Origin of the sequence: Thermotomaculum hydrothermale, from assembly GCF_016592575.1 — a bacterium.
Lineage (GTDB): Bacteria > Acidobacteriota > Holophagae > Thermotomaculales > Thermotomaculaceae > Thermotomaculum > Thermotomaculum hydrothermale.
The window spans coordinates 137,931-162,813 of the sequence record NZ_AP017470.1 but is presented as its reverse complement, the minus strand read 5'-3'; the positions used below and the strand labels follow the sequence as shown (position 1 = coordinate 162,813).

Annotated in this window: 20 protein-coding genes; 10 read left to right on the top strand and 10 right to left on the bottom strand. The window is 36.6% G+C overall.

Annotation, left to right across the window (positions count from 1 at the left end; translation table 11 throughout):
* Window positions 1-232 precede the first annotated feature (232 nt).
* Window positions 233-1,450 (top strand): tryptophan synthase subunit beta, encoded by a 1,218-nt coding sequence (gene trpB / locus TTHT_RS00780; RefSeq protein WP_201328135.1) that lies wholly within the window; start codon window positions 233-235, stop codon window positions 1,448-1,450.
* A gap of 123 nt (window positions 1,451-1,573) precedes the next feature.
* Here the strand turns inward: trpB and TTHT_RS00775 are convergent, their stop codons facing one another.
* Complete coding sequence (locus TTHT_RS00775) at window positions 1,574-3,277, bottom strand: AMP-binding protein (protein WP_201328134.1); 1,704 nt, start codon at window positions 3,275-3,277, stop codon at window positions 1,574-1,576.
* A gap of 186 nt (window positions 3,278-3,463) precedes the next feature.
* Here TTHT_RS00775 and TTHT_RS00770 point away from each other — a divergent pair, with 186 nt between their 5' ends.
* From TTHT_RS00770 to TTHT_RS00760, 3 genes are all read left to right on the top strand, one after another.
* Complete coding sequence (locus TTHT_RS00770; protein WP_201328133.1) at window positions 3,464-4,051, top strand: YHS domain-containing protein; 588 nt, start codon at window positions 3,464-3,466, stop codon at window positions 4,049-4,051.
* 10 nt (window positions 4,052-4,061) lie between these two features.
* Window positions 4,062-4,985: a hypothetical protein gene (locus tag TTHT_RS00765; protein WP_201328132.1), complete on the top strand. Its 924-nt coding sequence runs from the start codon at window positions 4,062-4,064 to the stop codon at window positions 4,983-4,985.
* A gap of 142 nt (window positions 4,986-5,127) precedes the next feature.
* Entirely contained in the window at window positions 5,128-5,601 is a 474-nt protein-coding gene (locus TTHT_RS00760; RefSeq protein ID WP_201328131.1) for a DUF302 domain-containing protein, read from the top strand.
* Window positions 5,602-5,654: 53 nt separating this feature from the next.
* Here TTHT_RS00760 and TTHT_RS00755 read toward each other — a convergent pair whose 3' ends face one another.
* The 5 genes from TTHT_RS00755 to TTHT_RS00735 are packed head-to-tail and all read right to left on the bottom strand — an operon-like array spanning window position 5,655 to window position 15,419.
* Complete coding sequence (locus TTHT_RS00755; protein ID WP_201328130.1) at window positions 5,655-5,873, bottom strand: SHOCT domain-containing protein; 219 nt, start codon at window positions 5,871-5,873, stop codon at window positions 5,655-5,657.
* Window positions 5,874-5,884: 11 nt separating this feature from the next.
* Window positions 5,885-8,359: a heavy metal translocating P-type ATPase gene (locus TTHT_RS00750; RefSeq protein WP_201328129.1), complete on the bottom strand. Its 2,475-nt coding sequence runs from the start codon at window positions 8,357-8,359 to the stop codon at window positions 5,885-5,887.
* 51 nt (window positions 8,360-8,410) lie between these two features.
* Window positions 8,411-12,295 (bottom strand): efflux RND transporter permease subunit, encoded by a 3,885-nt coding sequence (locus tag TTHT_RS00745; RefSeq protein WP_201328128.1) that lies wholly within the window; start codon window positions 12,293-12,295, stop codon window positions 8,411-8,413.
* Window positions 12,292-14,130, bottom strand: a complete 1,839-nt coding sequence (locus TTHT_RS00740) for an efflux RND transporter periplasmic adaptor subunit (protein ID WP_201328127.1) — start codon at window positions 14,128-14,130, stop codon at window positions 12,292-12,294. The genes TTHT_RS00745 and TTHT_RS00740 overlap by 4 nt, the downstream gene beginning before the upstream one ends.
* Window positions 14,130-15,419: a TolC family protein gene (locus TTHT_RS00735; protein ID WP_201328126.1), complete on the bottom strand. Its 1,290-nt coding sequence runs from the start codon at window positions 15,417-15,419 to the stop codon at window positions 14,130-14,132. The genes TTHT_RS00740 and TTHT_RS00735 overlap by 1 nt, the downstream gene beginning before the upstream one ends.
* A gap of 266 nt (window positions 15,420-15,685) precedes the next feature.
* Between TTHT_RS00735 and TTHT_RS00730 the strand changes: the two genes are divergently transcribed.
* Genes TTHT_RS00730 through TTHT_RS00720 form a run of 3 tightly spaced genes read left to right on the top strand, consistent with a single transcriptional unit; the run spans window position 15,686 to window position 19,072 of the window.
* On the top strand, window positions 15,686-17,428 hold the full coding sequence (locus TTHT_RS00730; protein ID WP_201328125.1) for an ATP-binding protein: 1,743 nt from the start codon (window positions 15,686-15,688) through the stop codon (window positions 17,426-17,428).
* Window positions 17,421-18,767 carry a sigma-54-dependent transcriptional regulator gene (locus TTHT_RS00725; protein ID WP_201328124.1) on the top strand — a complete coding sequence of 449 codons (1,347 nt, stop codon included), beginning with the start codon at window positions 17,421-17,423 and terminating at the stop codon, window positions 18,765-18,767. The genes TTHT_RS00730 and TTHT_RS00725 overlap by 8 nt, the downstream gene beginning before the upstream one ends.
* Window positions 18,764-19,072, top strand: coding sequence for a DF family (seleno)protein (locus tag TTHT_RS00720; RefSeq protein WP_201328123.1), 309 nt, complete (start codon window positions 18,764-18,766; stop codon window positions 19,070-19,072). Before TTHT_RS00725 ends, TTHT_RS00720 begins: the two co-directional genes overlap by 4 nt.
* 10 nt (window positions 19,073-19,082) lie before the next feature.
* Here the strand turns inward: TTHT_RS00720 and TTHT_RS00715 are convergent, their stop codons facing one another.
* Together TTHT_RS00715 and TTHT_RS00710 are read right to left on the bottom strand one after the other, a co-directional pair.
* Window positions 19,083-19,589 (bottom strand): methylated-DNA--[protein]-cysteine S-methyltransferase, encoded by a 507-nt coding sequence (locus tag TTHT_RS00715; RefSeq protein ID WP_201328122.1) that lies wholly within the window; start codon window positions 19,587-19,589, stop codon window positions 19,083-19,085.
* Window positions 19,577-20,032 carry a DUF4339 domain-containing protein gene (locus TTHT_RS00710; protein WP_201328121.1) on the bottom strand — a complete coding sequence of 152 codons (456 nt, stop codon included), beginning with the start codon at window positions 20,030-20,032 and terminating at the stop codon, window positions 19,577-19,579. The genes TTHT_RS00715 and TTHT_RS00710 overlap by 13 nt, the downstream gene beginning before the upstream one ends.
* Before the next feature lie 96 nt (window positions 20,033-20,128).
* Between TTHT_RS00710 and TTHT_RS00705 the strand changes: the two genes are divergently transcribed.
* Window positions 20,129-22,135: a M1 aminopeptidase family protein gene (locus TTHT_RS00705; protein ID WP_201328120.1), complete on the top strand. Its 2,007-nt coding sequence runs from the start codon at window positions 20,129-20,131 to the stop codon at window positions 22,133-22,135.
* 14 nt (window positions 22,136-22,149) lie between these two features.
* Here TTHT_RS00705 and TTHT_RS00700 read toward each other — a convergent pair whose 3' ends face one another.
* Window positions 22,150-22,356 (bottom strand): hypothetical protein, encoded by a 207-nt coding sequence (locus TTHT_RS00700; protein ID WP_201328119.1) that lies wholly within the window; start codon window positions 22,354-22,356, stop codon window positions 22,150-22,152.
* Between the two features lie 113 nt (window positions 22,357-22,469).
* Here TTHT_RS00700 and elbB point away from each other — a divergent pair, with 113 nt between their 5' ends.
* Window positions 22,470-23,129: an isoprenoid biosynthesis glyoxalase ElbB gene (gene elbB / locus TTHT_RS00695; protein WP_201328118.1), complete on the top strand. Its 660-nt coding sequence runs from the start codon at window positions 22,470-22,472 to the stop codon at window positions 23,127-23,129.
* Window positions 23,129-23,587 (top strand): hypothetical protein, encoded by a 459-nt coding sequence (locus TTHT_RS00690; protein ID WP_201328117.1) that lies wholly within the window; start codon window positions 23,129-23,131, stop codon window positions 23,585-23,587. The genes elbB and TTHT_RS00690 overlap by 1 nt, the downstream gene beginning before the upstream one ends.
* A gap of 66 nt (window positions 23,588-23,653) precedes the next feature.
* Here the strand turns inward: TTHT_RS00690 and TTHT_RS00685 are convergent, their stop codons facing one another.
* Window positions 23,654-24,883, bottom strand: a complete 1,230-nt coding sequence (locus TTHT_RS00685; protein ID WP_201328116.1) for an L-serine ammonia-lyase — start codon at window positions 24,881-24,883, stop codon at window positions 23,654-23,656.

The window sequence follows — 24,883 nt, the reverse complement described above, 5'->3', positions numbered from 1 at the left end:
TGCTTTAAATTCTTTTTAACTTACTTTGCAGGAGGCAGATATGAGAAAAATCAATTATCCGCAGTTAAATGTTGTTGAAGTTGCCTCCTGGATGTGGCGTAGCTAACCTCACAATTTAATCCCCTTATTTAATTAAAACAATCTTGTTAAATACCCTTTTTTAGGTGTATTTTTATAACTTATTCTATTTACTTATTTTATTTCTATTTAATAAAAAAAATTGGAGGATTTTATGAATACAGCTACACACATTCAGGAGAAAAAAGAGAATTTAAGGGAAGGCTTTTTTGGTAAATTTGGCGGCGCTTATGTGCCAGAGGTTTTAAAGCCTATACTTGATGAGTTAGCAGAGGCTTATAAAACAATAGTGCCAACAAAGGAATTTCAGGAAGAGTTTAGGTATTATTTGAAGCACTATGCAGGAAGGCCATCCCCCTTATACTTTGCAGAAAGGTTAACAGAGTACTGCGGTGGAGCAAAAATTTACCTTAAAAGGGAAGATTTAAACCATACAGGTGCGCACAAGATAAACCACACAATCGGGGAAGCATTGCTTGCAAAGAAAATGGGAAAGAAAAAGTTGATTGCAGAGACAGGAGCAGGCCAACACGGTGTTGCAACAGCAACTGTTGCCGCAAGGTTTGGATTTGATTGTGACATTTACATGGGGGCAGTTGATGTAAAGAAACAGGCGCCAAATGTATTGAGAATGAAACTTTTAGGGGCAAATGTAATTGAGGTAAACGAAGGTGCTGCAACCTTAAAGGAGGCTGTTGATGCCGCATTAAACGCATTTGTTCAAAACCACGAGGATGTATTTTACGCATTAGGCTCAGCTGTTGGACCTCATCCATACCCGTCTATGGTTAGAGATTTTCAAAAGATTGTGGGGGAAGAGGCAGAAAAGCAGATTTTAGAGCATGAGGGAAGGCTTCCTGATTATCTGATTGCCTGCGTCGGTGGGGGAAGCAATGCGATAGGGCTTTTCAACCAATTCCTTGATTACAAAGAGGTTAACATAATCGGAGTTGAACCGCTTGGGAAGGGAGAAAAACTTGGAGAGCATGCTGCAACCTTGAATTTTGGGGAAGAGGGAATAATGCACGGCTTTAACTCAATTATGCTTAAAGACGAAAAGGGCAACCCTGCACCTGTATACTCAATTGCATCAGGGCTTGATTATCCATCAGTCGGCCCTCAGCACGCATTTTTGAAAGAAACCGGAAGGGCAAAGTATGTTGCAGTAACAGACAGAGAGGCAATTGATGCATTAAGGATTTTAAGCGAGGTTGAGGGGATTATCCCTGCCCTTGAATCCTCTCACGCTATTGCCTATACAATAAAGTTCGCAAAAACTTTGCCTAAGGACAAAATAATAATTGTCAATCTTTCTGGAAGGGGAGACAAAGACCTTGACACAATCTTTGAGATATTAAATTTACAGGTATAAACTTTTTATTTAAAGCCTTCGTCTAAAATAGTGTAAATACGGCAGACCTCCTTATTTCACATAAAGATGCCCCCTTTTGAGGGGGCTTGTTTTTTTCTAAATTTTTAAAAATATGATTTTAGATTATTTTTCTTTCTTTTCTTTAAGCCTTTTTTCCTTTTCTTCCTGTTCAAGAACCTTGAAGTCAACCTTGCCAATCTTTGTTAACGGCAATTCCTTCCTGAATTCAATTTCTTTAGGGCAACTCCACTTTATCAAATGCTTTTTAGCATACTCAATCAACTCTTTTTTCAACTCATCGCTTGCTTTAGAAAAGTCTTCAAGTTCCACAAATGCCTTAACTCTCGTCATCTGATAATCGTCTTCAACACCTATAACGCAGGCATTTTTTACCAATGGGTGATTTATAAGCACATTTTCAACCTCTGCTGGAAAAACATTGTATCCAGAAACCTTAATCATTCTCTTTAATCTCTGCTTAAAGTAAAAGAAGCCGTCTTCATCCATATAGCCTAAATCACCTGTGTGAAGCCAGGTTAAGCCGTCTGAATGCCTCTTTAAAACCCTTTCTGTTTCTTCCTTATTCTTTATATAACCAAGCATAACATCAGGCCCTGATAAAACAATCTCTCCTATCTCACCAGTTTCCTTTTCTTTATCCGTTCCCGGTTCAACAATCTTTGCAAGCATATCAGGGAATGGAACCCCCATTGAGCCTGGTTTATAGTGGTTTAAAGGCATAGCCATAACAGCGGTTACAGCCTCAGTTAAGCCGTATCCTTCAAGCAACTTTGCCTTTCCGCCGCTTTTTTCAACAAGCAAGTCAAAGTCTCTCTTTAACTTTTCAGGCAAAGTGTCTGCCCCACAGAATGCAGCCTTTAAAAAGTCAAGTTTTATCTTTCTAAAATCCTCACTATCAACAAAAGCCTTGTACAGAGTGGGAACACCAATTAAAAAGGTTGGTTTTTCCTTCTTTATCGTCTTAATTAAATCATTTAATTCAAACTTGGGGATTAAAATTGACCTTGCTCCCCCCATAAAAACAGCGTTTATACAAACACTTAAACCAAAACCGTGAAAAATTGGGAGAATTGCCAATATTGTATCCTCTTCGTTTAAACCCCCCCAGACTGAAACCTGCATCCCCTCTGCAATTAAATTGTAATTTGAAAGCATTACCCCTTTTGGAAAACCTGTTGTACCACCGCTGTACAGAATTGCCGCTAATTCATTTGTATTTACCTCAGCATCTTCAACATAGTCTTTAATATTTATTAAATCATTATACTTAACCGCCTTTTCACCTAACTTAACCTTTTTTGACATAAAGAGGTTGTATATTGATTTTTTAAGGAATGGCATTGAGTTTGATATTTTTGAGACAATTATTTTTTCAACCTTTGAATTTTTTGAAGCATTTTCAACCTTTTCGTAAAACATATCAAGGGTTAAAACATACTTTGAATCGCTTAAATTAAAATAATACTCAATCTCTTTTTCAGTTGAAAGGGGATGCACCATACTTGCAATTCCGCCTAACTTGTTTACAGCATAAAAAGCAACAATCCCTTCAGGGCATGTAGGCATTATAATGCTCATGGTATCCCCTTTTTTAAAGCCCAGAGACTTAAGCCCTGAAGCAAATTTTTCAATATTTTCAATAAGTTGATTGTATGTATAGGATGCACCTAAAAACTTGTATGCAATTGAGTTTCCGTGTTTTTTTGCATTCTCTTTAACAACCTGATAGAGGGATTTTTTAGGATAATCTAAAGATTCAGGTATATTTCCATAAAATTTCAACCAGGGCTTCTTAACTGTATTCATGTTTTTATTTTAAAATAATATTCCAAAAAATCAAAAAAAACTAATACTCAAAAATTGAACACCTTAAATCAATTTTTGAATAGTATTCAAAACAAACAAAAACATAATTTATTGACTTTAAAGCATTTGTTGTTCTGGCACAGGAGTTGCAATAAATAGAGTGTACTAAATTTTTAGGAGGACGAAATGAAAAAATTATTAATCTTAACAGTTGTTTTAGGGCTTATATTCGGTATTACCTCATTCGCAAAAAGCGATAAGAAATTAAAACCTCAAACAAAGTGTCCAATCTGCAAAATGGACATTAACAAAAACCTATATGTGGATTACAAGGGTAAAAGGATTTATTTCGGATGCGAAGGTTGCCCTGCTGAATTTATGAAAAACCCGGACAAGTATATTAAACAGATGGAAGAAGAAGGGATTGAACTTGAAAAGACACCGGCAAATGCACAGAAGAATGAAACTTATATGATGAATGGTTGCTGGATGCACACCAGTGCCAACAATCAGAATAGTAAGGTGAAAAACAATAAACAAATGTATATGATGGACCACTGCAGGAATTATATGAAAAATTGGGACAAAAAAACAATGATGGAAATGCACAAAAAAATGATGAAAATGCACAACTTTGATATGTCCAAATGCACCTGCACTGCTGAAATGATGAAAAATGGTGAGATGTGCAATTATTGTAAATCAATGATGGACAAATGGATGTCAACAAACCAGAATAACCAGAACGCTAATTCTAACAAAGTAAAGAGATAAAGGAGAAATTATGAGAAAACTTTTTATACTACTTGCGGCAATGATTTTAAGTGTGGGGTTGGCCTCTGCACACAATGATATGGACGGAAACACAGGAACTCACCAGAATCACGAAGGTATGGAGATGGAGAATAACCTGGTAATCCCACATATCCATATAGGTGGGAGATATCAGACTGTCATAACTGTTTTTAACCCTGGGATAAGCGAGGATGCAACTGGAACTTTATATTTTTACAACCAGGATGGAAGCAGGCTTGCCCTTGATGTAAATGGGCAGTTTGGAGACAACTTTGAAATAACAGTACCAGCAGGCGGAATGGTAGAAGTAACACTTGGAAACCCGGAAAACGAAAAAGTTATCGGCTGGGCAACCTATATTGTTGATGAAAATGACCAGACCACCGATATGGGTGACGGCATGGGCGATAATAGCGGTAATCATGGAATGATGAGCGACCATGTATTTTTAGGAGTAAAGTACAAGAGATTTGACAGCAACGGCGTTCTCGCCACTCAGGTAGGAACAAACGGAATGAGGTTTATGGCAGGAATGATGAGAGGCTTTGCCGCTCCCATTGTAAACGATGAAAACAATATTACAGGGCTTGCAATGGTAAACACCTCAGACACAGATATGAACGCAACTTTAATCTTAAAAGATGTTAACGGTGTAGAAGTTTTCAGAAAAGACATAACTCTGTTGGCAGGCCAGCAAACAGTTGATATACTTGCAAATTTCTTAAGCGAGTATCAAGGTATCAATAATTTCAAAGGAGTTATTGAAATCAGGGCAGAAGATGACGGCATTGTCCCCCTTGTTTTAATAAACAGCAATGGGATCCAGACAGCCATTCCTTTAGTTCCAATTCCCGATGCAATGGGTAATATGGACGGCAGCGGAATGGGAGGCGGAATGGGAGGAATGAATTAATTTTAACCTCTCCCAACTATTTATCATTATTATTAACTTAAGCCCGGGATACCCACCCCCGGGCTTTTTTTAGCAAAACTTTTAGTGAAGCAAAGATTGAAACTATTTAATAGCACTTCTAAAACCTATGAAAGGAGGTAACATGTTAACTATTATATTAACCGCTTTAATTACCATTTTTCTTGTAAGTGTGTTTTTTATTGTTTTCACCAGAAAGAATGCAATTACAACCGTAAAAAGCAAATACGGGTTTGAAGAAACCTGCAAAAGGCTGGAAAACACAATAAACAAAGCGGAAGGCTGGGGATTACCCATAGATACTTGGGATTTTTATCAATTTCAAAAAAATAAAAATCTTAACTTTGAATCTATTAAAAACTGTAAAATCTATTTTGTGTGTAATCCTAAAAATGCCAATATGCTTGTAAGCAATAATCCTGAACTATCCGGGCTTATCCCCTGCTCATGGACTATTTACGAAGACAAAAATGGCAATGTGTATGTGTCAAAAATCAATATCTCTTTAATGTCAAAGATTTTTTCCGGTATTCCCGGGAAAATAATGAAAAATGTAGCAATAAAAAGCAAAGAATTTTTAAAAGAGATAACGCAGTGAATTTAAGTAAAAATAAAAAAGCCCCTCTTTTGGGGGCTTTTAGCAAAAAATGATTAAAGATTCTTCTTCATTCTTTCAAACTCTTCCTCAGTAATCTCTCCTTTAGCATACCTTTCTTTAAGTATATCCATTGGTGTTTTATTTTTGTTAGAGTTTGAAACCCCCGCTAATGCACCAGAGTTTTTTAAAACAATATACAAAACAACAATTATAAAAATAAATCCTAACCACATCATAAATCCTCCATATCCCATATAATGATAATTCCACATAAAAACTCCTTTTATAATTTTATATTTCGTAACCTTAATGAATTGCCAATTACAGATACTGAACTAAAACTCATAGCAGCAGCTGCTATTATTGGGCTTAATAGTATGCCGAAAAAAGGATAAAGCACCCCCGCTGCAACCGGCACACCAACAGAGTTGTATATAAAAGCAAAGAAAAGGTTTTGTTTGATGTTTCTCATTGTAGCTTTACTTAATTGATAAGCCTTTACAATACCCTGCAAATTGCCCTTAACAAGGGTCACTTCGGCACTTTCAATTGCAATATCGGTTCCTGTTCCCATAGCAATTCCTACATCTGCAAGGGTTAAAGCAGGGGCATCGTTTATTCCGTCACCAGCCATTGCCACAATATCGCCTTCTTCTCTAAACTTTTTAACAAGATTCACCTTGTCTTCAGGCAACACTTCTGCAAAAACACTGTCTATACCTAACTTGTTTGCAACAGCCTCAGCGGTTTTCTTATTGTCTCCCGTAGCCATTACAACCTTAATACCTAATTTGTGCAGGGTTTTAATAGCGTCAAGAGATGTCTCTTTAATAGGGTCAATAATTCCTATAATTCCCGCTGGTCTTGAATCAACAATTACCATAATTACGGTATAGGCTTCTTGCTGAAGTTTTTCTGCCTCATTTTTTATCCCTGAAATATCAATGTTAAACTCTTCAGCAATTTTTCTGTTTCCAACATAGACCTCTCTACCGTCAACTTTGCCTGCAATTCCCTTTCCGGTTATAGACTGAAACTTCTCAGGAGATTTTAGAGACAATCCTAACTCAAGAGCCTTGTTAACAACTGCTGCTCCTAACGGATGTTCACTACTTTTTTCCAAAGTTGCAGCGTAGAATAAAACCTCATTTTCTGTAAACCCTTCTGCTGGCTTTACAATTGTAACCTTAGGTTCTCCCTCAGTTAATGTGCCTGTTTTGTCAACAATTAAGATATTAACCTTTTCAAACTTTTCAATAGCTTCCGCATTTCTAAAAAGTATGCCGTGAGTAGCACCCTTCCCTGTGGCCACCATTATTGACATTGGAGTTGCAAGCCCTAACGCACAGGGGCAGGCAATAATTAAAACAGCAATTGCATTTATAATTGCATAACTAAATTTAGGCTCAGGACCGAATTTAAACCAAACAATAAAGGTGATAACCGCAACAAGAATAACTATAGGCACAAAGTAACCAGAAACAGTATCTGCAAGTTTTTGAATAGGCGCTTTGCTCCTTTGGGCTTCGTTGACCATTTTTACAATTCTTGCAAGCATTGTATCCGAGCCTACCCTTTCAGCTCTAACAACAAGGCTTCCTTTTTTATTAACAGTTGCGCCTATGACCTTGTCTCCCTTCTTCTTTTTAACCGGAAGCGGCTTACCTGTAATCATTGATTCATCAACAAAACTTTCACCTTCAACCACTTCTCCGTCAACAGGGATTTTTTCTCCAGGCCTTACCCTGAGCAAATCCCCCACCTTTATTTTCTCAATAGAGATATCAATTTCGTCTCCGTTCTCTCTTATAAGCCTTGCAGATTTAGGAGCAAGCCCCAAAAGTTTCTTTATTGCCGCCCCAGTCTGAGTCCTTGCCTTCAATTCAAGCACCTGACCAAGCAAAATCAAGGTTACAATTACCCCTGCCGCTTCAAAATAAACCTGAGCCTCTCCAGTTTCGCTTAAAAACTCAGGGGGAAATATACCCGGGAGAAATGCAGCAACCACACTGTAAATATATGCTATGGCAACTCCCAAACCTATAAGGGTGAACATATTAAGATTAAACCCCTTTAAAGATAAAACTGCCTTCTCATAGAAAGGCCAGGCAGCCCATACTGCTATGGGGGTTGCAAAAACAAATTCAAGCATAACCTTTAACTTAGGCGAAAACAACTTTGACATAGGCGCTCCGGGGAGCATGTCGCCCATTGCCAGAATAAGCAAAGGGATAACAAGTACAACGCTTACTTTAAACCTTTTTAGCATATCCTCGTACTCAGGATTTCTTTCATCATCATCAAGGGTAATTTCCTTTTTCTCCAAAGCCATTCCACACTTAGGGCAATTCCCTGGCTTGTCGCTTTCAACCTCAGGGTGCATAGGACAGGTGTAAATTATGGATTTTCCCTCAAACACTCTGGAAATATTCTTTTCCGCTTCTTTTTGAACCTCATCTAATCCAGTATCGCAACATGCATGGTCGTCCTCTTTACCGTGTGTGTGATGAGAATGGTTGTCAATTTGATGCCCATTTTCAACATGGTGGTGTTTATGCTCATGTCCGCTGTGATGATGAATATCCTTTTTCTCTTTAACAAAATCTTCAGGAGATTTAATAAACTTTTCATAGCAATGATTACTGCAAAAATAATAAATTTTCCCGTTAAACTCTGTGCTAAATTGTGAATTTTCATTAACTTCCATTTTGCAAACAGGGTCAATAAAACCTTTTTTTTCATTATGGTAGGTATTCATACCTTTCTCCTTCAGGGAATCCCTCTTTTACATTTTTCGCTGAAAAATTACCTATATTTTACCACTTCTTTTCAACGAAATCTCTTTTATTAAACTGTATAAAACAGGCACTACAAAAATAGTTATTACAACTACAATCATCCCTCCAAATGTGGGAATTGACATGGGAATCATAATATCAGAGCCTCTTCCCTTTGAGGTTAACACAGGAATTAATGCTATAACCGTTGTTGCAACAGTCATTAAAGCAGGCCTAACCCTTTTCTTCCCCGCCTCAATTGTAGCCTTTCTTATCTCCTCAACTGTCTCAGGCTTTCTCACCTCAAAAATCTGGTCTAAGTAAGTGGCTATAATAACTCCGTCGTCTGATGCAATACCAAATAAGGCTAAGAAACCCACCCATATTGCAACACTTAAGTTTATGTGGTGCATTTGAAACAAATCCCTTAAATTAACCCCTAAAAAGTTAAAGTCCATAAACCATGGCTGGCCATAAAACCAGATAAGTATAAATCCCCCTGCCCATGCCACTAAAATTCCAGAGAAAACCAGTAAAGTTGTTGATACCCTTTTAAACTGAAAGTAGAGAATTAAAAATATGGTAAAAAGTGCAAGTGGTAAAACTATAGCCAGCTTTTTAGCAGCCCTTATCTGATTTTGATAGTTTCCTGCAAAACTGTAACTTACCCCAGCAGGGATTACCAATTCACCTGTTTTTATTTTTTCTTTAAGATACCTTTTAGCCTGCTCAACAACATCAACCTCTGCATAATCCCCCCTTTTATCAAAAATAACATAGCCTGTTAAAAATGTGTCTTCACTCTTAATAACCTGAGGGCCTTTAACATAGTTGATTTTTGAAAGCTGTTTAAGGGGGATCTGAGCACCTGTAGGTGAAGAGATTAAAACATTGCCTATTTTGTCAATATCATTTCTCAATTCCCTGAAATACTGCACTCTGACATTGTACCTTTCCCTACCCTCAATTGTAGTTGTTACTGTTTTCCCGCCTATTGCGGTTTCTATGGCATTTTGAACCTTTACCAGAGGGATTCCATACCTTGCAATAGCCTGCCTGTCAATGTTAATTTCAAGGTAAGGCTTTCCTATCATTCTGTCTGCAACAACGGTATTTGGGTCAATATAGGGCACCTCTTTCAAAAACTTCTCAATTTCAAGGCCTACTTTCTCAATTGTTTTCAAATCAGGCCCCTTGATTTTCAATCCCATGGGGGCTCTCATTCCGCTTTGCAACATAACAATTCTGGCGGCAATAGGCTGAAGTTTAGGTGCGGAAGTAAGCCCGGGAATTGTCCCTGCTTCCACAATCTCTTTCCATATGTTGTCCGGGGAAGTTATACCCTTCCAATATTCCCTTCCCGGGTTTAATTCAGGGTCTAATTCAGGCCTCCAGAGTTTGAAGGGAGAACCGTCTTTATCAGGAATAAGTTTTCCGTATTTATCCCTTTCAAATCTACCCTGAACCCTATATGGCTTGCCGTCCGGGGCTAACACAGGATTTCCGTTTTCGTCTCTGTAATAATCAACTTCATCTGGATTAAACTTAAATAAAAGCCTGTTGCCGTTTTTGTCAGTAATATATTCAGGTTTGTAATTTATTACAGTCTCAATCATTGAGATAGGTGCAGGGTCTAAAGGAGTCTCTGCCCTTCCTAATTTTCCAACCGCTGTTTCAATTTCAGGTATTTTTTTAAAATTGCTGTCCTGAATTTTTAAAACCTCTTTAACAACCCCTATTGATGCATGGGTTGATGTTGTCGGCATATAGAGGTAAGAGCCTTCGTCTAAAGGAGGCATAAATTCTTTACCTAACCCGGGAAATTTATGTGCAAAGTATGAAACAGGGGCAAGCCTTTTTACAGAAACCGGCAACCAGCCAAATATTTTCTCAAAACCTAACCATGACAAAGCACCGAAAAGGATTATAAATACCGGTATAAGCAAAAACAACTTCCTGTTGTTTAAAGCCCATCTTAAAATTGAGGGATAAAAAAACTGGAAAATCTGGAAAAACAATAATATTGAGCCAATAATCAAAACCACAAAGAGAAAGTTAAGGGTAAACCCTTTGTATGCCCCTAAAGGCAACCAGTGTTCAGCCAAAAAGGTTGCTACAATTATAGCCGCTATCCCGTTTATAACATATAGCCCGTATTTAGTGTATTTTGGTGCTATTTTATCCTTTGTCAGGTGGTAGATACCAAGGAAGACAAGGGCAATACCTGCAAATTTTGAAAATAAAAAGAAAGATATTATCCCCAATACAATCCAGGATGCGTTAATGACTTTCTGAAAAGATTTTCTTTTAACTTTTGCTTTTAAAATAAGGTGAGCAACTGGAGGAATAATTGTCAAAGCAATAATTATCGCTGAAATTAAGGCAAAAGTTTTTGTAAATGCAAGGGGTTTAAACAATTTCCCCTCAGGCCCTTCCATTGCAAACACAGGTAGAAAACCTATCACTGTGGTAGAAACGGCAGTTAAAACCGCTCCCCCAACCTCTTTGGTTGCAACAAACACTTTATTGAAAAAACTTAAATTATTGTCAGGGTCGCTTAAATGCTTGATAATATTCTCCACAATTACAATTCCCATATCCACAAGGGTGCCTATGGCTATTGCTATTCCAGACAGAGAAACAATGTTTGCGTCAACCTTAAATACCTTCATTGCTATAAAAGTCATAATAACTGCAAGGGGCAACAACCCTGAAATAAGCAATGAACTTCTAAAGTGCATTACCATCAAAAGGACTACAATTATTGTTACAAATATTTCTTCTGTTAGTGCCGATTTTAAGGTGCCCAGGGTTTCATAAATCAAACCGCTCCTATCGTAAAAGGGTACAACTGTAACCTTGCTAACTGTTCCGTCTTTCAGCTTTTTTGAAGGAAGACCAGGGGAAATCTCTTTTATCTTTTCCTTTATATTCTTGATTACCTTTAAAGGATTTTCCCCAAACCTTGCAACAACAACTCCACCTACAACCTCTGCCCCTTCTTTATCAAGAATTCCTCTTCTCATTGCCGGCCCTATTGTTACATTTGCAACATTTTTTATGTAAATAGGGGTGTTATTTCTGACTGTTATAACTGTATCCTCAATATCCTTTATTTTTTTAATAAAACCTATTCCCCTTATAACATACTCAACATTGTTTATCTCTATAGACTTTGCCCCTACATCAAGGTTTGACATTTTGGCGGCTTTAAAAACCTGCTCAAGAGTTATTCCGTAAGCCTTTAAAGCATCAGGGTCAACATCTATCTGGTATTCTTTAACATATCCCCCAACAGACGCAACTTCACTTACCCCGTCAGCAGATAAAAGAGCATACCTTACATACCAGTCCTGAATAGACCTTAACTCCTGCAAATCCCAGCCCCCTGTTGGGTTGCCTTTGTTATCTCTCCCTTCAAGTGTATACCAGAAAACCTGTCCCAAAGCTGTAGCGTCAGGCCCTAAAGAAGGCTTTACCCCTTCAGGCAAGGTATTTGGCGGTAAACTGTTGAGTTTTTCAAGTATCCTTGACCTTGACCAGTAGAAATCAGCTTTTTCTTTGAAAATTACATAAATGGTTGAGAAGCCAAACATTGAAAAACTTCTAATTGTTTTGACTTCTGGAATCCCAAGCAACGCAACTGTCAATGGATATGTAATCTGGTCTTCAATATCCTGGGGAGACCTTCCCGGCCATTTTGTAAAAACAATCTGCTGGTTTTCCCCTACATCGGGAATTGCATCAACAGGAACAGGGTCTCTTTGAATTCCTGCAATATCAAAGTCAAAAGGTGAAACCATTGCCCCTACAAAGAGAATAATTGCTATAAATATGCCTATTACCAGTTTGTTTTTTATAGAAAAGTATATTAACTTTTCCAGAAATCCCTTAGGTTCTATTTTTTCGTTTTTCATTTTGACTCTCCACCGGGGATAGGTTTAAGTTTTTCAACCTCTGAACCACATTTAAACATTTTGCTTCCAAAATAAGGATTCTCGGTTCCCTCTTTATCCTGTAACCAATATGCCCCCTTGTTGTCAAAAGCCATAGGACAGAAATATTTGTAAACGGTTTTGCTGTTTAGTTTAAACTCTTTTGAAGCCTTTTCTATTTCTTCACTTAAGTTTTTAAAAAAACTCCTTGCTTCTGACAGGGTTTTTGAATTACCTATACCTTCTAAATTGCTTTTAACGGCATTTTGAATCTTCATCCATCTCATATGAGGTTTTGCTTCAAGGGCTTCCATTCTTATACCTTTAATATTTTTAAGGGCATCTCTGGCAATTTTTTTAGCACTTTCAAGATTGTCTTTGCTTAAAGCCTTCTGGATTTTTAAGTAATCCTCAACCAAAAACTCTGCGGATTTTTTAAATTCATTACTAACCTTTAATTGAGTAGATTTTTTTGCTTTCTTTTCCATTTCCATGCCACCGTGGTTATGTGTAGATGGGGCTTCTCCACCTTGATACATCATTGAGCGCTTTGCCCTTATCTGTAACTCGCTGTCTATCAGGAAGTTGCCCTTAACAACAACCTTTTCTCCCTCTTTTAACCCCTTTAACACAACATATCCCTTATCTGTTTTCGGACCTAAAATCACTTCCCTTCCTTCAAAATCTCCCTTTTTCTTTTCAACATAAACAACTGCTCTTTTACCTGTAATCAAAGGTGCTGAAAGGGGGATTAAAAGAGGCTTTTCACTACTGCCACTATCTGCCAATCCTATAGCGCTTATCCTTGAATAAACTGTGCCTCTAACAAACATATCAGGCTTTAGCAACCCTTCTGAGTTGTCTATGTCTGCCCTGACCCTTACTGATCTTGTTTTTGGATTAACCACAGGGTCTATAAAGGTTATTTTCCCTTTAAATACCTTGCCGGGATAGGAATCTGTTGTAAAGTCAACAGTTTCACCCTTTTTCACCCAGATTAAATCAGATTCGTATACATCAAAAAACACCCACAATTTATCTAAGGTGGCAAGCTTATACAAAGGGGCTCCTTTTTTTACATAAATCCCTTCGGTTGCAGTTTTTTTCAAAATATACCCGCTCTTTTCAGCATAAACAGAGACATGCTGTTTAGGTTCATTTCTCTTCAAAACTGCATCTATCTGAGAATCTCTCAAGCCTAATAGTTTCAACTTCTTCTTTGCCGCTTTAAACCTTAACCTTGTATATTTGTTCAGTGATTTATCCGATTTTTTCAAAGATGCGAATGCCTCAATCAATTCCTTCTTAGCCTTGTAAATCTCAGGGCTGTATATATCTGCAATCTTGCTACCCTTTCTCAAAAACTCTCCAGTTACCTCAAAATAAAGTTTGTCTATCCTTCCCCCAAACCATGAGGTGAGTACAGACTCTTTCTCTTCGCTTGCAGAAATTGTCCCGAAAACACTTAAAGTATGGTATGCATCTCCTCTTTTTACTTTTACAGTTTCAACAGACATTAACTTTATAGCTGTTTCTGATAAGGTTAACTCCCAGTCTCCGCTGTTTTTGGTTTCTGAGGAATTGTAAACCGGGATAAGTTCCATCCCACATATTGGGCATAGACCTTTTTTGTCTGCTTTTATCTGAGGGTGCATTGAGCAAGTCCAGTATTTTATATCTTCTTTAACCTCTTTTTTGTGCGATTGTTTAACCTCAACATTCACTCCACCGCCAAAACTTTTACCCACTAAAAGCCCGACAACAAGAGCAACCACTCCCACAACAACAATTAACTTATTTTTATTTAAGGTTTTCATTAAATTCCTCCCTTATTATTTAAATTTGATAAATCTTTTATTCCTGAAATTCTTTCAATGTCAGCAATTGCTGAAAGAATATCTTTTTTGCTTTTTAAAACTTCTAATTCAAACTGCAAAAGCACCCTTTCAGCGTCAATCACATCAAGGTAATTTCCAGCCTCACTTTCATAAGCGCTTATTAAAACATTTAAAGCCTCCTTGGCTCTGGGGATTATTGAATTTTGATAGAGGTTAAGTTTTCTTATCCCATCTAAATAGTCAAAGAAAGCCTTTTTTATCCCTGTGGCTTTTTCGTTCTTTGTGTTTACATGTTCGCTTGCCTCTTTCAAATACCTGTCGTTTGAGGCATCAATTTGATAGTGGTATTTTTTTCTGTGTAGCGGTATTGTCATCCCTATCTTAAAAATCAATCCGTCTTTGCCGTTGTCTTTTATACTGCTTCCGTTTACCTTTGAAGTATTAATCCAGTCAAGCCCTATTGTAAAATCAGAGTATCTACTTTTACCTGCAAGGTCTCTGTTTAACCTTTCAGCCTTCATCTTAAAGTTTATACTTCTAAGCTCAGGGCTTGTGCTAAAAAGGGCTTTTATAATCTTCTCTTCTTCGTTTTTGCCTATTTTTAATATCTTAAACTCATCAAGGGATATTGCCTTTATCTCTTCTTCGGGGTTTCTATTCATAAGCTCATTAAGTTTTGCAATAACAGGAGATTTTAACTCTCTTACGCTTTCAAGGGAGTTTTTAAGATAGTCTATTTCAGACTCTATCCTTAATATTGAAGAGTAATTCCCCTTCCCTGCTTCATAAGAAGACATAATTACAGAATGTAAATCTTTAAGAAGTGAAATATGTTGTTCAAGAATCTTTTCCCTTTCGTTTAAATAGGAAAGTGTATAGTAGTTTTTCTTAAAACTTGTAATTAAATCAAGTTCGGTTTGTTTTATTTTCTCCAACACAGCCTTTGCCAGTTCCTTCTTGGTAAGCATTTTTAATTTCAACTTTCCCTTAAAGGGAATTTTCTGGGAAATACCAAACTTGCTTTTTTGCGCTCCAACCCTGGTTTCAATAGACTGAAGGTAAATTCCTGTTGTAAACACAGGGTCAGGCAGGTATTTCTCAGATTCTGCAGATTTTAAAATAGAGTTGTGCTCAAAATTCAACGCCTTTAACTTTTGATTATTGCTTTTAATAAGGTTAATGTAATTTTTTAGATAACCATTCTCATTTCCAAAAACGGAAACCCCTGCAATTAATATCCAGATTAAAATAAATTTTCTTTTGCCCATATTCTTCTCCCTAAAATATTCGTTCCTCTTATATATTGCAAAAAGGCTGCCATACCGATAATTTAAACAAAACAAATAACTTATCTTGGAAGCCAACTTAAAACTGCTCAAAAACTGAATAGCAACGGATTTAAAAGGTATTCAGTTTCTGAATAGTGTTGTAGAATATTAAACAGAAAAATTCAGAATTTATACGGGTTTTAAGGGATTTTTAATATGGCATTAAACTTGCTTATAAAACAAATAGGAAGGAAAAGGGTTGTAAGATGAAACAAAAAAGTATAGAAACGCAAATCTTATTCTGGTTTTTAATATTAACGCTGCTGCCTCTCCTTGTTTTAATATACCAGGGGCACCATTGCAGCACGCAGGCTATTTTAGAGACAAAAAACAGTCAACTAAAATCCATTTTAGAATGGAAAGAGGAGAATTTTAACAAACAAATAAACGATATAAAACATGATTTATCCCTTGTCTCAATTATGTCTTTAAACAAAAGTAATTCAACACCTATGTGCCACACAATGGGGTGTTCATGTAGCCCTTTGCTTCACCTTTACGAAACCAATAAATGTTATAAAGGTGTTGGGATATACTCTCTTGAAGGAAAACTTATAGAGATTTCAGGGAGTAACCTTCCCGAACAATTACCAGAAAAAACAATAAACAAAATTCTAAAAGAAAAATATCTGCTAATTCAAAATAAATTAAATACTCTAACAGTATTTTCAACCTTAAAAAATAAAAAAACCAATGAGACAACAGGTTTTATTGCTGCGAACATTGATTTAAAAAAGATTTTTGAAACACTTCTCAAAACAACCCCTAATTTTGGAAAAACAGGGAGAATTTTTATACTCTCAAAAGATGGGTTGCAATTGGAATACCGTGACGATAAAAGGCTTATAGAAAAAAATGGAAAGCCTCTTTTAAAGGCAATATTAAATGAAAAAGAAGGGGCTATTTTTGAAAAACCTTTATCTGGCAAAGAGAAATTTATAGGGTACAGGGTGTTAAAAAAGATTAACTCCTTTGTTGTCATTACAGTTGATAAAAGCGAAACATTAAGATGGATAAATATTCTATTTAAAAGGTCAATAATAACAGGTGTTATTGTGTTTGTTATTGTTATTTTCGTAGCAATTAAGATATCTAAGAGCTTATCTGAACCGTTAAAAGACCTTGAAAGGGTTTCAAAGGAAATCCTTGAAGGAAATGTAAAGGCAAGAATAGGCAGGTATGAAACAAAAGAAGCAAGTGCTGTAGCAGATGCATTCAATGCAATGATTGATAAACTTACAGAGCAAAGCAAAGAGTTAGCTCAAAAATCAAGCCTTGCTGCAATAGGGGAGTTAAGTTCAAGCATTGTCCATGAGATGAGAAACCCTTTGTCTTCTATTAAATTAAATATTAAAGCGGTTGCCGATAAATTAAAAGACGATAAAACTTACTCGGAACTTCTTAACATCACAAAAACTCAGGTTTTAAGGCTTGAAACCATGCTTTCAGAATTACTCAACTTCGGGAAACCAATCGAATTAAAAAAATCAAGGATTAAGCCTGTTGACCTTGTAGAGCAGGCTCTTGAGATTGTGTCGTCTGAAATTTCAAAATTAGAGCAAAAGACTTTTGTAATTTCTGAGATAGGGGAAAACGCATACATCTACGGAGACAGGGAGCACCTTTTAAGGGCATTAACCAATTTAATTAAAAACGCAGCTGAAGCAAACCCAAAAAAGGGAAAGGTTACAATTTACATAAAAGAGAAAAAAGACAAAGTAATTATTTCAGTGGAAGACACTGGCAAGGGATTGTCAAAGGCTGTTAAAGATATGATTTTCAAACCATTCTTTACAACAAAAGAGACGGGGACAGGGCTGGGACTTCCCATAGTAAAAAAAATAATTGAATACCACAATGGTGAAATCTTTGCTGAAAACAGAGAAGAAGGCGGAGCTAAATTCACCATAATCCTTGAAAAAGCATCTATGGAGGGAAAAGATGAATAATATTTTAATAATTGATGATGATAAAATGTTTTGCAGGTCTCTGCAATTGCAACTTGAAACCCACGGGATTATGTCAACCACAAAAAACACCGGGGAAGAAGGCTTTTTAGCCCTTTTAGAAGAAAATCCAGCTATAGTTTTTCTTGACTACCATTTGCCAGACATTACCGGACTCGACTTTTTAAGAAGGGCAAAGGAAAGAGAGATAAAAACACCAATTGTACTTGTAACAGGCAGAGAGGATATGGATATTGTTATTGAAGCAATGAAATTGAATGCTTTTGATTATCTAAGAAAACCGATAAACCTTGAAGATATACTTATCTTAATTGAAAAGGCAAAAATGAAAAGCGTTGAAAAAAAAGAGGTTGTTGAAAACATAAAGAAAACAGAGGTTGAAGACTATAGAATAATAGGCAAAAGTAGAGGCATTACAGAGACATTAAAACAAATAGGACTTGTATCAGTTAACAGGGTGCCTGTTTTAATTATAGGAGAAAGCGGGACGGGAAAAGAATTGGTTGCAAGAGCAATACACAGGGCAATGGACAAATCAAAACCTTTTATTGCAATTAACGCGTCGGCAATTCCCTCAACTTTAATTGAAGCTGAGCTATTTGGTGCTGAAAAAGGCTCTTACACTGGAGCAGAAAAAACAAGAATAGGTAAATTAGAGCAGGCTGAAGACGGGGTGGTTTTCTTAGATGAAATCTCTGAGATTCCCCTTGAATTTCAGGTTAAACTGTTAAGGGTTTTGCAGGAAAAAGAGTTTGAAAGGATAGGAAGCCATAAAAAAATACCTCTTAAAGCAAGGATTGTAGCCGCCTCAAACAAGGATTTGAAAAAACTGGTGGAAGAGGGGAAATTCAGGGAAGACCTCTATTACAGGTTATCGGTTGCGGAGATAAAAATTCCCCCTTTAAGAGAGAGAACGGAAGATATACCAATACTTGTAAACTACTTTTTAAACAAACACAAAAATTTAAGGCTTTACCCTGTAAAAGGGATAACCTCAAAAGCGTTAAAACTCCTTGAAAGCTACGACTTTCCAGGCAATGTAAGACAGCTTGAAAACATTATTATCAGAGCAATTATTAACTGCAAAACTGAGTATATTGACGAAAGTGATATAAGGAAGGAATTAAATGTATCTGCTACAATCCCTGAAAAGGTAATGCCATTGAGAGAGGTTGAGAAGAACTATATCAAATTTGTTTTAAACTATACTGATTGGAATATTACAAGGACTTCAAAGATTCTTGAAATTGCCCCAAACACTTTAAGAAAAAAAATTGCAGATTATGAACTTAAAAAACCTGAGAAAGGGGAAAATTTATGAAAATTGATATTTTATACTTTGACGGATGCCCTCATGCAAGAGATACTTTAAAGCTTATTAAAGAGATTGTTGAAGAATTAAAGGTTGATGCTGAAATTGAGTTTATAAAGATAAGGGATCTGGAAGATGCGAAAAGGCTTAATTTTTACGGCTCTCCGTCTGTGCATATCAACGGGGTTGATTTAGAAGAAGGAATGGCAAACAGGGACATACTGTATGGGTGCAGGGTATATCAAACTGAAGAAAGATTTTCCGGAATGCCTCCTAAAGATTTAATTATTAAAAAAATATTAGAGGCAAAATAGCAAAAAAAATCTAAATTGCGCCTTCAAGTTTTAAAAGGTACTCTTTCTTTTCAATCCCCCCGGCATAGCCTGTTAATTTACCGTTTTTACCTATCACTCTATGGCAGGGAACAATAATGGCTATTGGATTTAACCTGTTTGCATTTGCAACAGCCCTCACCGCTTTTTTATTGCCAACCATTTCAGCCTGTTTTGAGTATGAGATAGTTTGTCCATAAGGGATTTTCATTAACGCTTCCCAGCACTTTTTTTGAAAATCAGTCCCCACAATAAAATGAAGTGCTAAATCAAAATTTTTTCTTTTTTTCTCAAAGTATTCTTTTAATTGATTTTCAACATTATTTAGAAAAAAATTTCCAAAAGACTTTTCAAACTTAATTCCATATCTTTTTTCAATATTTTTTAAATTAAAAGTATCCTTAAACTGCAAAAACACAAGGGAATCTTTTACACAGCCTGCCAAAACCTTACCTAAAGGGGAATTTATTTCCCTGTAATATCCCCTTAACTTTTCCATAGGATTGGATTGATCTTCTCTGAAAAATTATTGCTAAAATTCATTGACGAATTGTACTGGTAATGGTATTGATACTTGAATTGCTTAATATACGGCTTCCCGTACTTCCACATAAAAAATCCACCTATTGCAATTACAACAAGAAATAAAATAAAGAATATGAGACAGCCTAAACAGCAGCCTTTACCACCACTTTTTTCATTATTAACTCCCTGAGGATTAACATATTCATTCGGAGGTTGTGGGGGGATTGTTTGAGGTGGAGGCGGCATTTCATTTAACAAATCAGGGAAAATGCTTCTTAATGGCAGCCATTGAGACATCCCAGCGTACCAGCATAAAGTATCAGGAGTAATCCTGCCTTCTTTTAAAAAAGTCTTTAAAGCCTCTTTTGTGTAAGGCCCGTATTTTTCACCTCTAATTACAATGTATATACTTTCCATAATTGCCTCTTAAAGATTATTTTAGCACACAAAACATTATAAAATGACTGCTATTAAGGTATAATATCTTCCGTAATAAAAATCAACGGAGGAAAAATGAAAAGACTGAAACAATTTTTGATGGTGTTAATCGCGTTTTTTGTTCTTTTTTCTTTAAAAGCCCAGACTTTAAGGGAACAGGTAAAATCTCTTTACAGCCCTGAAGTTTACGGGAAAATACAATCTACCAATTTTAAATTAGGGGATTTAACCGTTACTTCAGAAAGCATTTTCGGTGTTAAAGCACTTAACAAAAAATGCGGAATAATAATTAACAATGGGGAGTTTAAATTAAAAATCAAAAACAAATACTGCATACCTGTTGTTAAAAGAAACACAAAAAGATTTCACATATCAACCACAAATAGCATCGGTGAATTAACAATTACAAAAAAGTTTGACAACGCTTATATCCTGACAACAAACGATTTAGGCGCTACAACGCCTTTGCAATCAGACATAAAATTGCCAGAAAGCCTGAAAAAGTTTATAGTGGAGAACCCTTTTATAGACCCGGCTATTGATTTTACAGGGGCAAAACTGCAAAACAACGACATTACCGTTGCTGTTTTTGAGACAACTTTAGGTTATTTTTACTATGTTTTTGACCCTGACGACACTGAAAGCGAGCAATTGTTTTATTTAAGGAAGAGTAAGTATATTGACTATTACGAAATGTACGAGATTGCCTACCAGCCTTACGAAAGAGAAGTTTATGAATTAACAGCGCCAGATTTTTCGGTAACACATATTGATTTAAATGTTGTAAACACCCAAAAAGACCTTGTAACCATTGACGCAAAACTTACAATTACCGCAGAAACCACTTTAAATGGGCTTACATTTGATTTAGTTAATTCCTACTACACCTTAAACACCAACACAGGAAGGATATCAGGTTCCAAAGAATTAAAGGTTGACTCTCTTAAAATAAACGGAGAAGACTCTGATTATATCCATTATTCCCACAAATTATTGGTAAAACTTCCTCAAGGAGCAAAAAAAGGGGATAAAATAGTTCTCTACACCCGCCTGTCCGGAGACATTCTTCATAGATTATTCGGAGACAATTTCTGGCAACTTGACAATTATGCATGGTATCCCAAAGCAAAGTTAAAAGAAGAGCATGCGACAATACACATAAAAGCAACGGTACCAGACAACTTTACAGTATTTGCGTCAGGGGATACTGTTTCATTTAAAAAGAAAGACGGGTACAAAACAATTGAAACAAAGCTTGACTACCCTATTCAAAGGCCTTTAATTAGTGCAGGAAAATACTTTATCCATAAGAAAAAGGCTTTAGGGAGAAGCTGTATCGTTGCAACCCACGGTACAAAAAAGGATAAAAACTCAAAAAGGCTTTTAAATTACTTTTTTGCAGCAAGTGATATTATTGAGAGGGGAGTAAACAAGCCATATCCCTTTAAAGATCAGTACATTATTGAGACAAACTTTGACAGGTACTATACAGGGCCATCAATAATCTATGTAGGAAGTGAAATTTTTAATCCAAAATACGAAACAATAGACGATTTAAACCTTCTCTTTATAAACGATATTGCAAGGGCTTATTTCAGGTTCAGGCTTAATCTACCAAATGAAAACGAATTCTGGATAAGCGAGGGGTTTTCTCAATACATTGCAGCAATAACATACACTCAATTATTCAGGAAAAGGAAAGTTGCCCAGAAAAAATTTATAAGGATTTTAAGGAAATGGAAAAGAGGGGCTGAATTAGTTAAATCAGGGGACTCAATCTACCTTGCTTCCCATTTGTGCGGGAAAAAATCAAAAGATATTTACGATATGGTACACCTATACTATGACAAAGCACCCCTTGTTTTGCACGCTTTAAGGCTTGAAATGCAGAAAAAATACGGGGCTCAAAACGGAGACAGAATGTTCTTTGTGTGGATAAGTTCAATTTTAAAATCATTCAGCGGAAGGTATGTAAACACCTACGATTGCATAAGGCTTTTAAACATGATAACAAGAGACAACTGGCAGCCCTTCTTTGACAAATACATATTCGGAACTGAGACACCTGACATAAACATATAAACAAAAAAGGGGGATTAATCCCCCTTTTCTTTATCTTCTAAATCGCGCCAGTATATTAAACCTGTTATTGAAATCCCCAATACAAGCCCTGCCCTTATTCCGTAATCTATTCTAAATTTAGCAACCCCTAAAATTGAAGCAGTGTAAACATAGTAAAGCCCGCTCCATACAATAAAACCTATTAAAAACACAGCAAGGTATATTATTAGATACTTTTTCATTGAACCCTCCTTTTTTTATATTTTAGCATTAAACAACCAAATGTTGTCTTCCTTTATATTTTGTTTAAAATCTGGTATAATATTTAAGAATCATCAAAAAAATGGAGGATAAAATGCCTAAAGTTGGTGTAATTCTTTCAGGTTGCGGCGTTTACGATGGTGCGGAAATACACGAAGCAGTGTTAACCATGCTTGAACTTGATAAAAGAGGCTGTGAACTTGTAATTATGGCCCCTGATAAACCTCAAATGCATGTTATAAACCATTTAACCGGGGAAGAGGTTAAAGGGGAAACAAGAAATGTGCTTGTTGAATCTGCAAGGATAGCAAGGGGTGAGATTAAAAATATTGACGATGTAAACCCTGATGAATTAGACGCACTTGTTCTTCCAGGTGGATTTGGGGCTGCCAAAAACCTCTCAAACTTTGCGGTAAAAGGGGAAAAGGCAGAAGTTGACCCTTCTGTTGCAAGGATTTTGAGGGAAGTTCACAAAAAGGGCAAGCCTATTGCAGCAGTATGTATTGCCCCTGCTGTTGTGGCTGCTGCTTTAGGGGAGATAAACCCTGAATTAACTATTGGTAATGACGAGGCAACAGCAAAGGCAATTGAGGCAATGGGCGGAAAACATTTTGTATGCCCTGTTGACGGTTTTCATGTTGATGAAAAAAATAAAATAATATCAACCCCTGCATATATGTTAGGAAAGAGAATTTCCGAAGTACATGCAGGCATATCAAAGATGGTTGATGCATTAATGAAACTTATAGGCTGATGGAAATAAAGGGATTTGTAATAGACGCAAGTTCAATGATAATACTTGATAAAGCAGGGGCAATGGGAGTACTCTCCTCCCATGTCCCTCTAATCTCCACTGTGTCTATAAAAAAAGAGTTTGAGGAAAAGTCTGAGCCAAAAGAGTGGTTTAAAAATATAAAATGGAGAGACACAAAATCTGCTGGCGATAAAAGTATTCAAAGCTTAATAATTAGAAACCTGAATTTTGCGCTGCTTTCAGATGACTTTAAACTGCTTGAATATGCAGAAAACCACAACAAACCATACACTTCAGCAATAGCAATACCCGCTTTCCTTTACCTAAACGAAGTAATACATAAAGAAACAGCAATAATACTCTTTGAAAGGATACATGAGATAGGCTATTATTCTGATAAAGTAATTAGCCTTGCATGGAGTTTCTTTGACAGAAACCTTGCCCCTGAATGGTTTTAATTAAAAAAATGCCTGATTTTTTGATTTAAAAATTACCTCTAAAAACTCTTTTTAAGAAAAGTTAATTTAGGTTTGTTTTTTTCTGTTTTCGCTGTCAAGCCAGTGCCTGGCAAGTCCACAGGTACCTGTCTCTTTATAGCAGGATGGGAGACTCAACCCTGTTTCCTTCATTGTAATCACAACCTCGTCAAAGCTTATTCTGTGTCTTCCGTCTGAAAACAGAGAATAGGTTGCACACTGCAAAGCCCTTCCAGCGGCAAAGGCATTTCTTTCAATACAGGGAATTTGAACATAGCCTCCAACAGGGTCGCAGGTTAACCCTAAATGATGCTCCATCCCCATTTCTGCGGCATACTCAATTTGTGCAACAGTTCCCCCTAAAAGCTGTGTAGCCGCAGCAGAAGCCATTGCACAGGCAGTCCCTATCTCTCCCTGACAACCAACCTCTGCCCCTGAAATGGAAGCGTTTTCCTTTACAAGGTTGCCTATCAATCCTGCTGTTGCAATAGCTTTCAAAATCCTTTCTTTATCTATCCTGTGATATTTTTTTAAAAAGTATAAAACTGCAGGCAAAACACCTGAAGAACCACAGGTTGGTGCTGTCACCACTATATTTGCTGATGCATTCTCCTCTGCCACCGCCAGAGCGTAAGATGCAACAAGGCCAAAGGATTTTAAGAAAAGACCTGAATTTTTTGACTTCATAAAATATGAGGCAGCCTTTCTTTGAAGGTGAAGTTCACCAGGCAAAACACCTTCGTGTTTCAATCCCCTTTTAATTGAGTCAACCATTGTATCCCATACCTCTTCAAGGTAATCCCATATATCCTTTTCTTCGTAATTCTCCACATACTCCCATAACGGTGCACCTGTTTTTTCACACCATTCAAGTATGTCGTCCATCTTTGTTAAGGGGTAAATTGACGCAGGGGGATTGTCAAAATCCTTCTCGTCCTTTATTGCACCACCGCCAACAGAGTAAACAACCCAATCTCTGACAAAATTGTAATTTTTATCGTATCCCTCAAACTTCATTCCGTTGGGATGAAGGGGAAGAAACTCATCAGGCTTCCAGATAATCTCAACCTTTTTGTTTATTGAGGTAAAGTAATCAATCAATGCAATGTCTGTAAAATGCCCCTTTCCTGTTAATGCAAGGCTTCCGTATAAGGTAACCTTAAAAAAATCGCAATCTTTACACATTGAAACAAATTTTTCAGCAGCAAACAAAGGCCCCATTGTATGAGAAGATGAAGGCCCGTGCCCGATTTTATACAATTGCTTTATTGTGTCCAA

Coding starts and splice junctions, on each gene's coding strand:
- trpB (WP_201328135.1), top strand. CDS start 233: ATGAATACAGCTACACACATTCAGGAGAAAAAAGAGAATTTAAGGGAA.
- TTHT_RS00775 (WP_201328134.1), bottom strand. CDS start 3,277: ATGAATACAGTTAAGAAGCCCTGGTTGAAATTTTATGGAAATATACCT.
- TTHT_RS00770 (WP_201328133.1), top strand. CDS start 3,464: ATGAAAAAATTATTAATCTTAACAGTTGTTTTAGGGCTTATATTCGGT.
- TTHT_RS00765 (WP_201328132.1), top strand. CDS start 4,062: ATGAGAAAACTTTTTATACTACTTGCGGCAATGATTTTAAGTGTGGGG.
- TTHT_RS00760 (WP_201328131.1), top strand. CDS start 5,128: ATGTTAACTATTATATTAACCGCTTTAATTACCATTTTTCTTGTAAGT.
- TTHT_RS00755 (WP_201328130.1), bottom strand. CDS start 5,873: ATGTGGAATTATCATTATATGGGATATGGAGGATTTATGATGTGGTTA.
- TTHT_RS00750 (WP_201328129.1), bottom strand. CDS start 8,359: ATGAATACCTACCATAATGAAAAAAAAGGTTTTATTGACCCTGTTTGC.
- TTHT_RS00745 (WP_201328128.1), bottom strand. CDS start 12,295: ATGAAAAACGAAAAAATAGAACCTAAGGGATTTCTGGAAAAGTTAATA.
- TTHT_RS00740 (WP_201328127.1), bottom strand. CDS start 14,130: ATGAAAACCTTAAATAAAAATAAGTTAATTGTTGTTGTGGGAGTGGTT.
- TTHT_RS00735 (WP_201328126.1), bottom strand. CDS start 15,419: ATGGGCAAAAGAAAATTTATTTTAATCTGGATATTAATTGCAGGGGTT.
- TTHT_RS00730 (WP_201328125.1), top strand. CDS start 15,686: ATGAAACAAAAAAGTATAGAAACGCAAATCTTATTCTGGTTTTTAATA.
- TTHT_RS00725 (WP_201328124.1), top strand. CDS start 17,421: ATGAATAATATTTTAATAATTGATGATGATAAAATGTTTTGCAGGTCT.
- TTHT_RS00720 (WP_201328123.1), top strand. CDS start 18,764: ATGAAAATTGATATTTTATACTTTGACGGATGCCCTCATGCAAGAGAT.
- TTHT_RS00715 (WP_201328122.1), bottom strand. CDS start 19,589: ATGGAAAAGTTAAGGGGATATTACAGGGAAATAAATTCCCCTTTAGGT.
- TTHT_RS00710 (WP_201328121.1), bottom strand. CDS start 20,032: ATGGAAAGTATATACATTGTAATTAGAGGTGAAAAATACGGGCCTTAC.
- TTHT_RS00705 (WP_201328120.1), top strand. CDS start 20,129: ATGAAAAGACTGAAACAATTTTTGATGGTGTTAATCGCGTTTTTTGTT.
- TTHT_RS00700 (WP_201328119.1), bottom strand. CDS start 22,356: ATGAAAAAGTATCTAATAATATACCTTGCTGTGTTTTTAATAGGTTTT.
- elbB (WP_201328118.1), top strand. CDS start 22,470: ATGCCTAAAGTTGGTGTAATTCTTTCAGGTTGCGGCGTTTACGATGGT.
- TTHT_RS00690 (WP_201328117.1), top strand. CDS start 23,129: ATGGAAATAAAGGGATTTGTAATAGACGCAAGTTCAATGATAATACTT.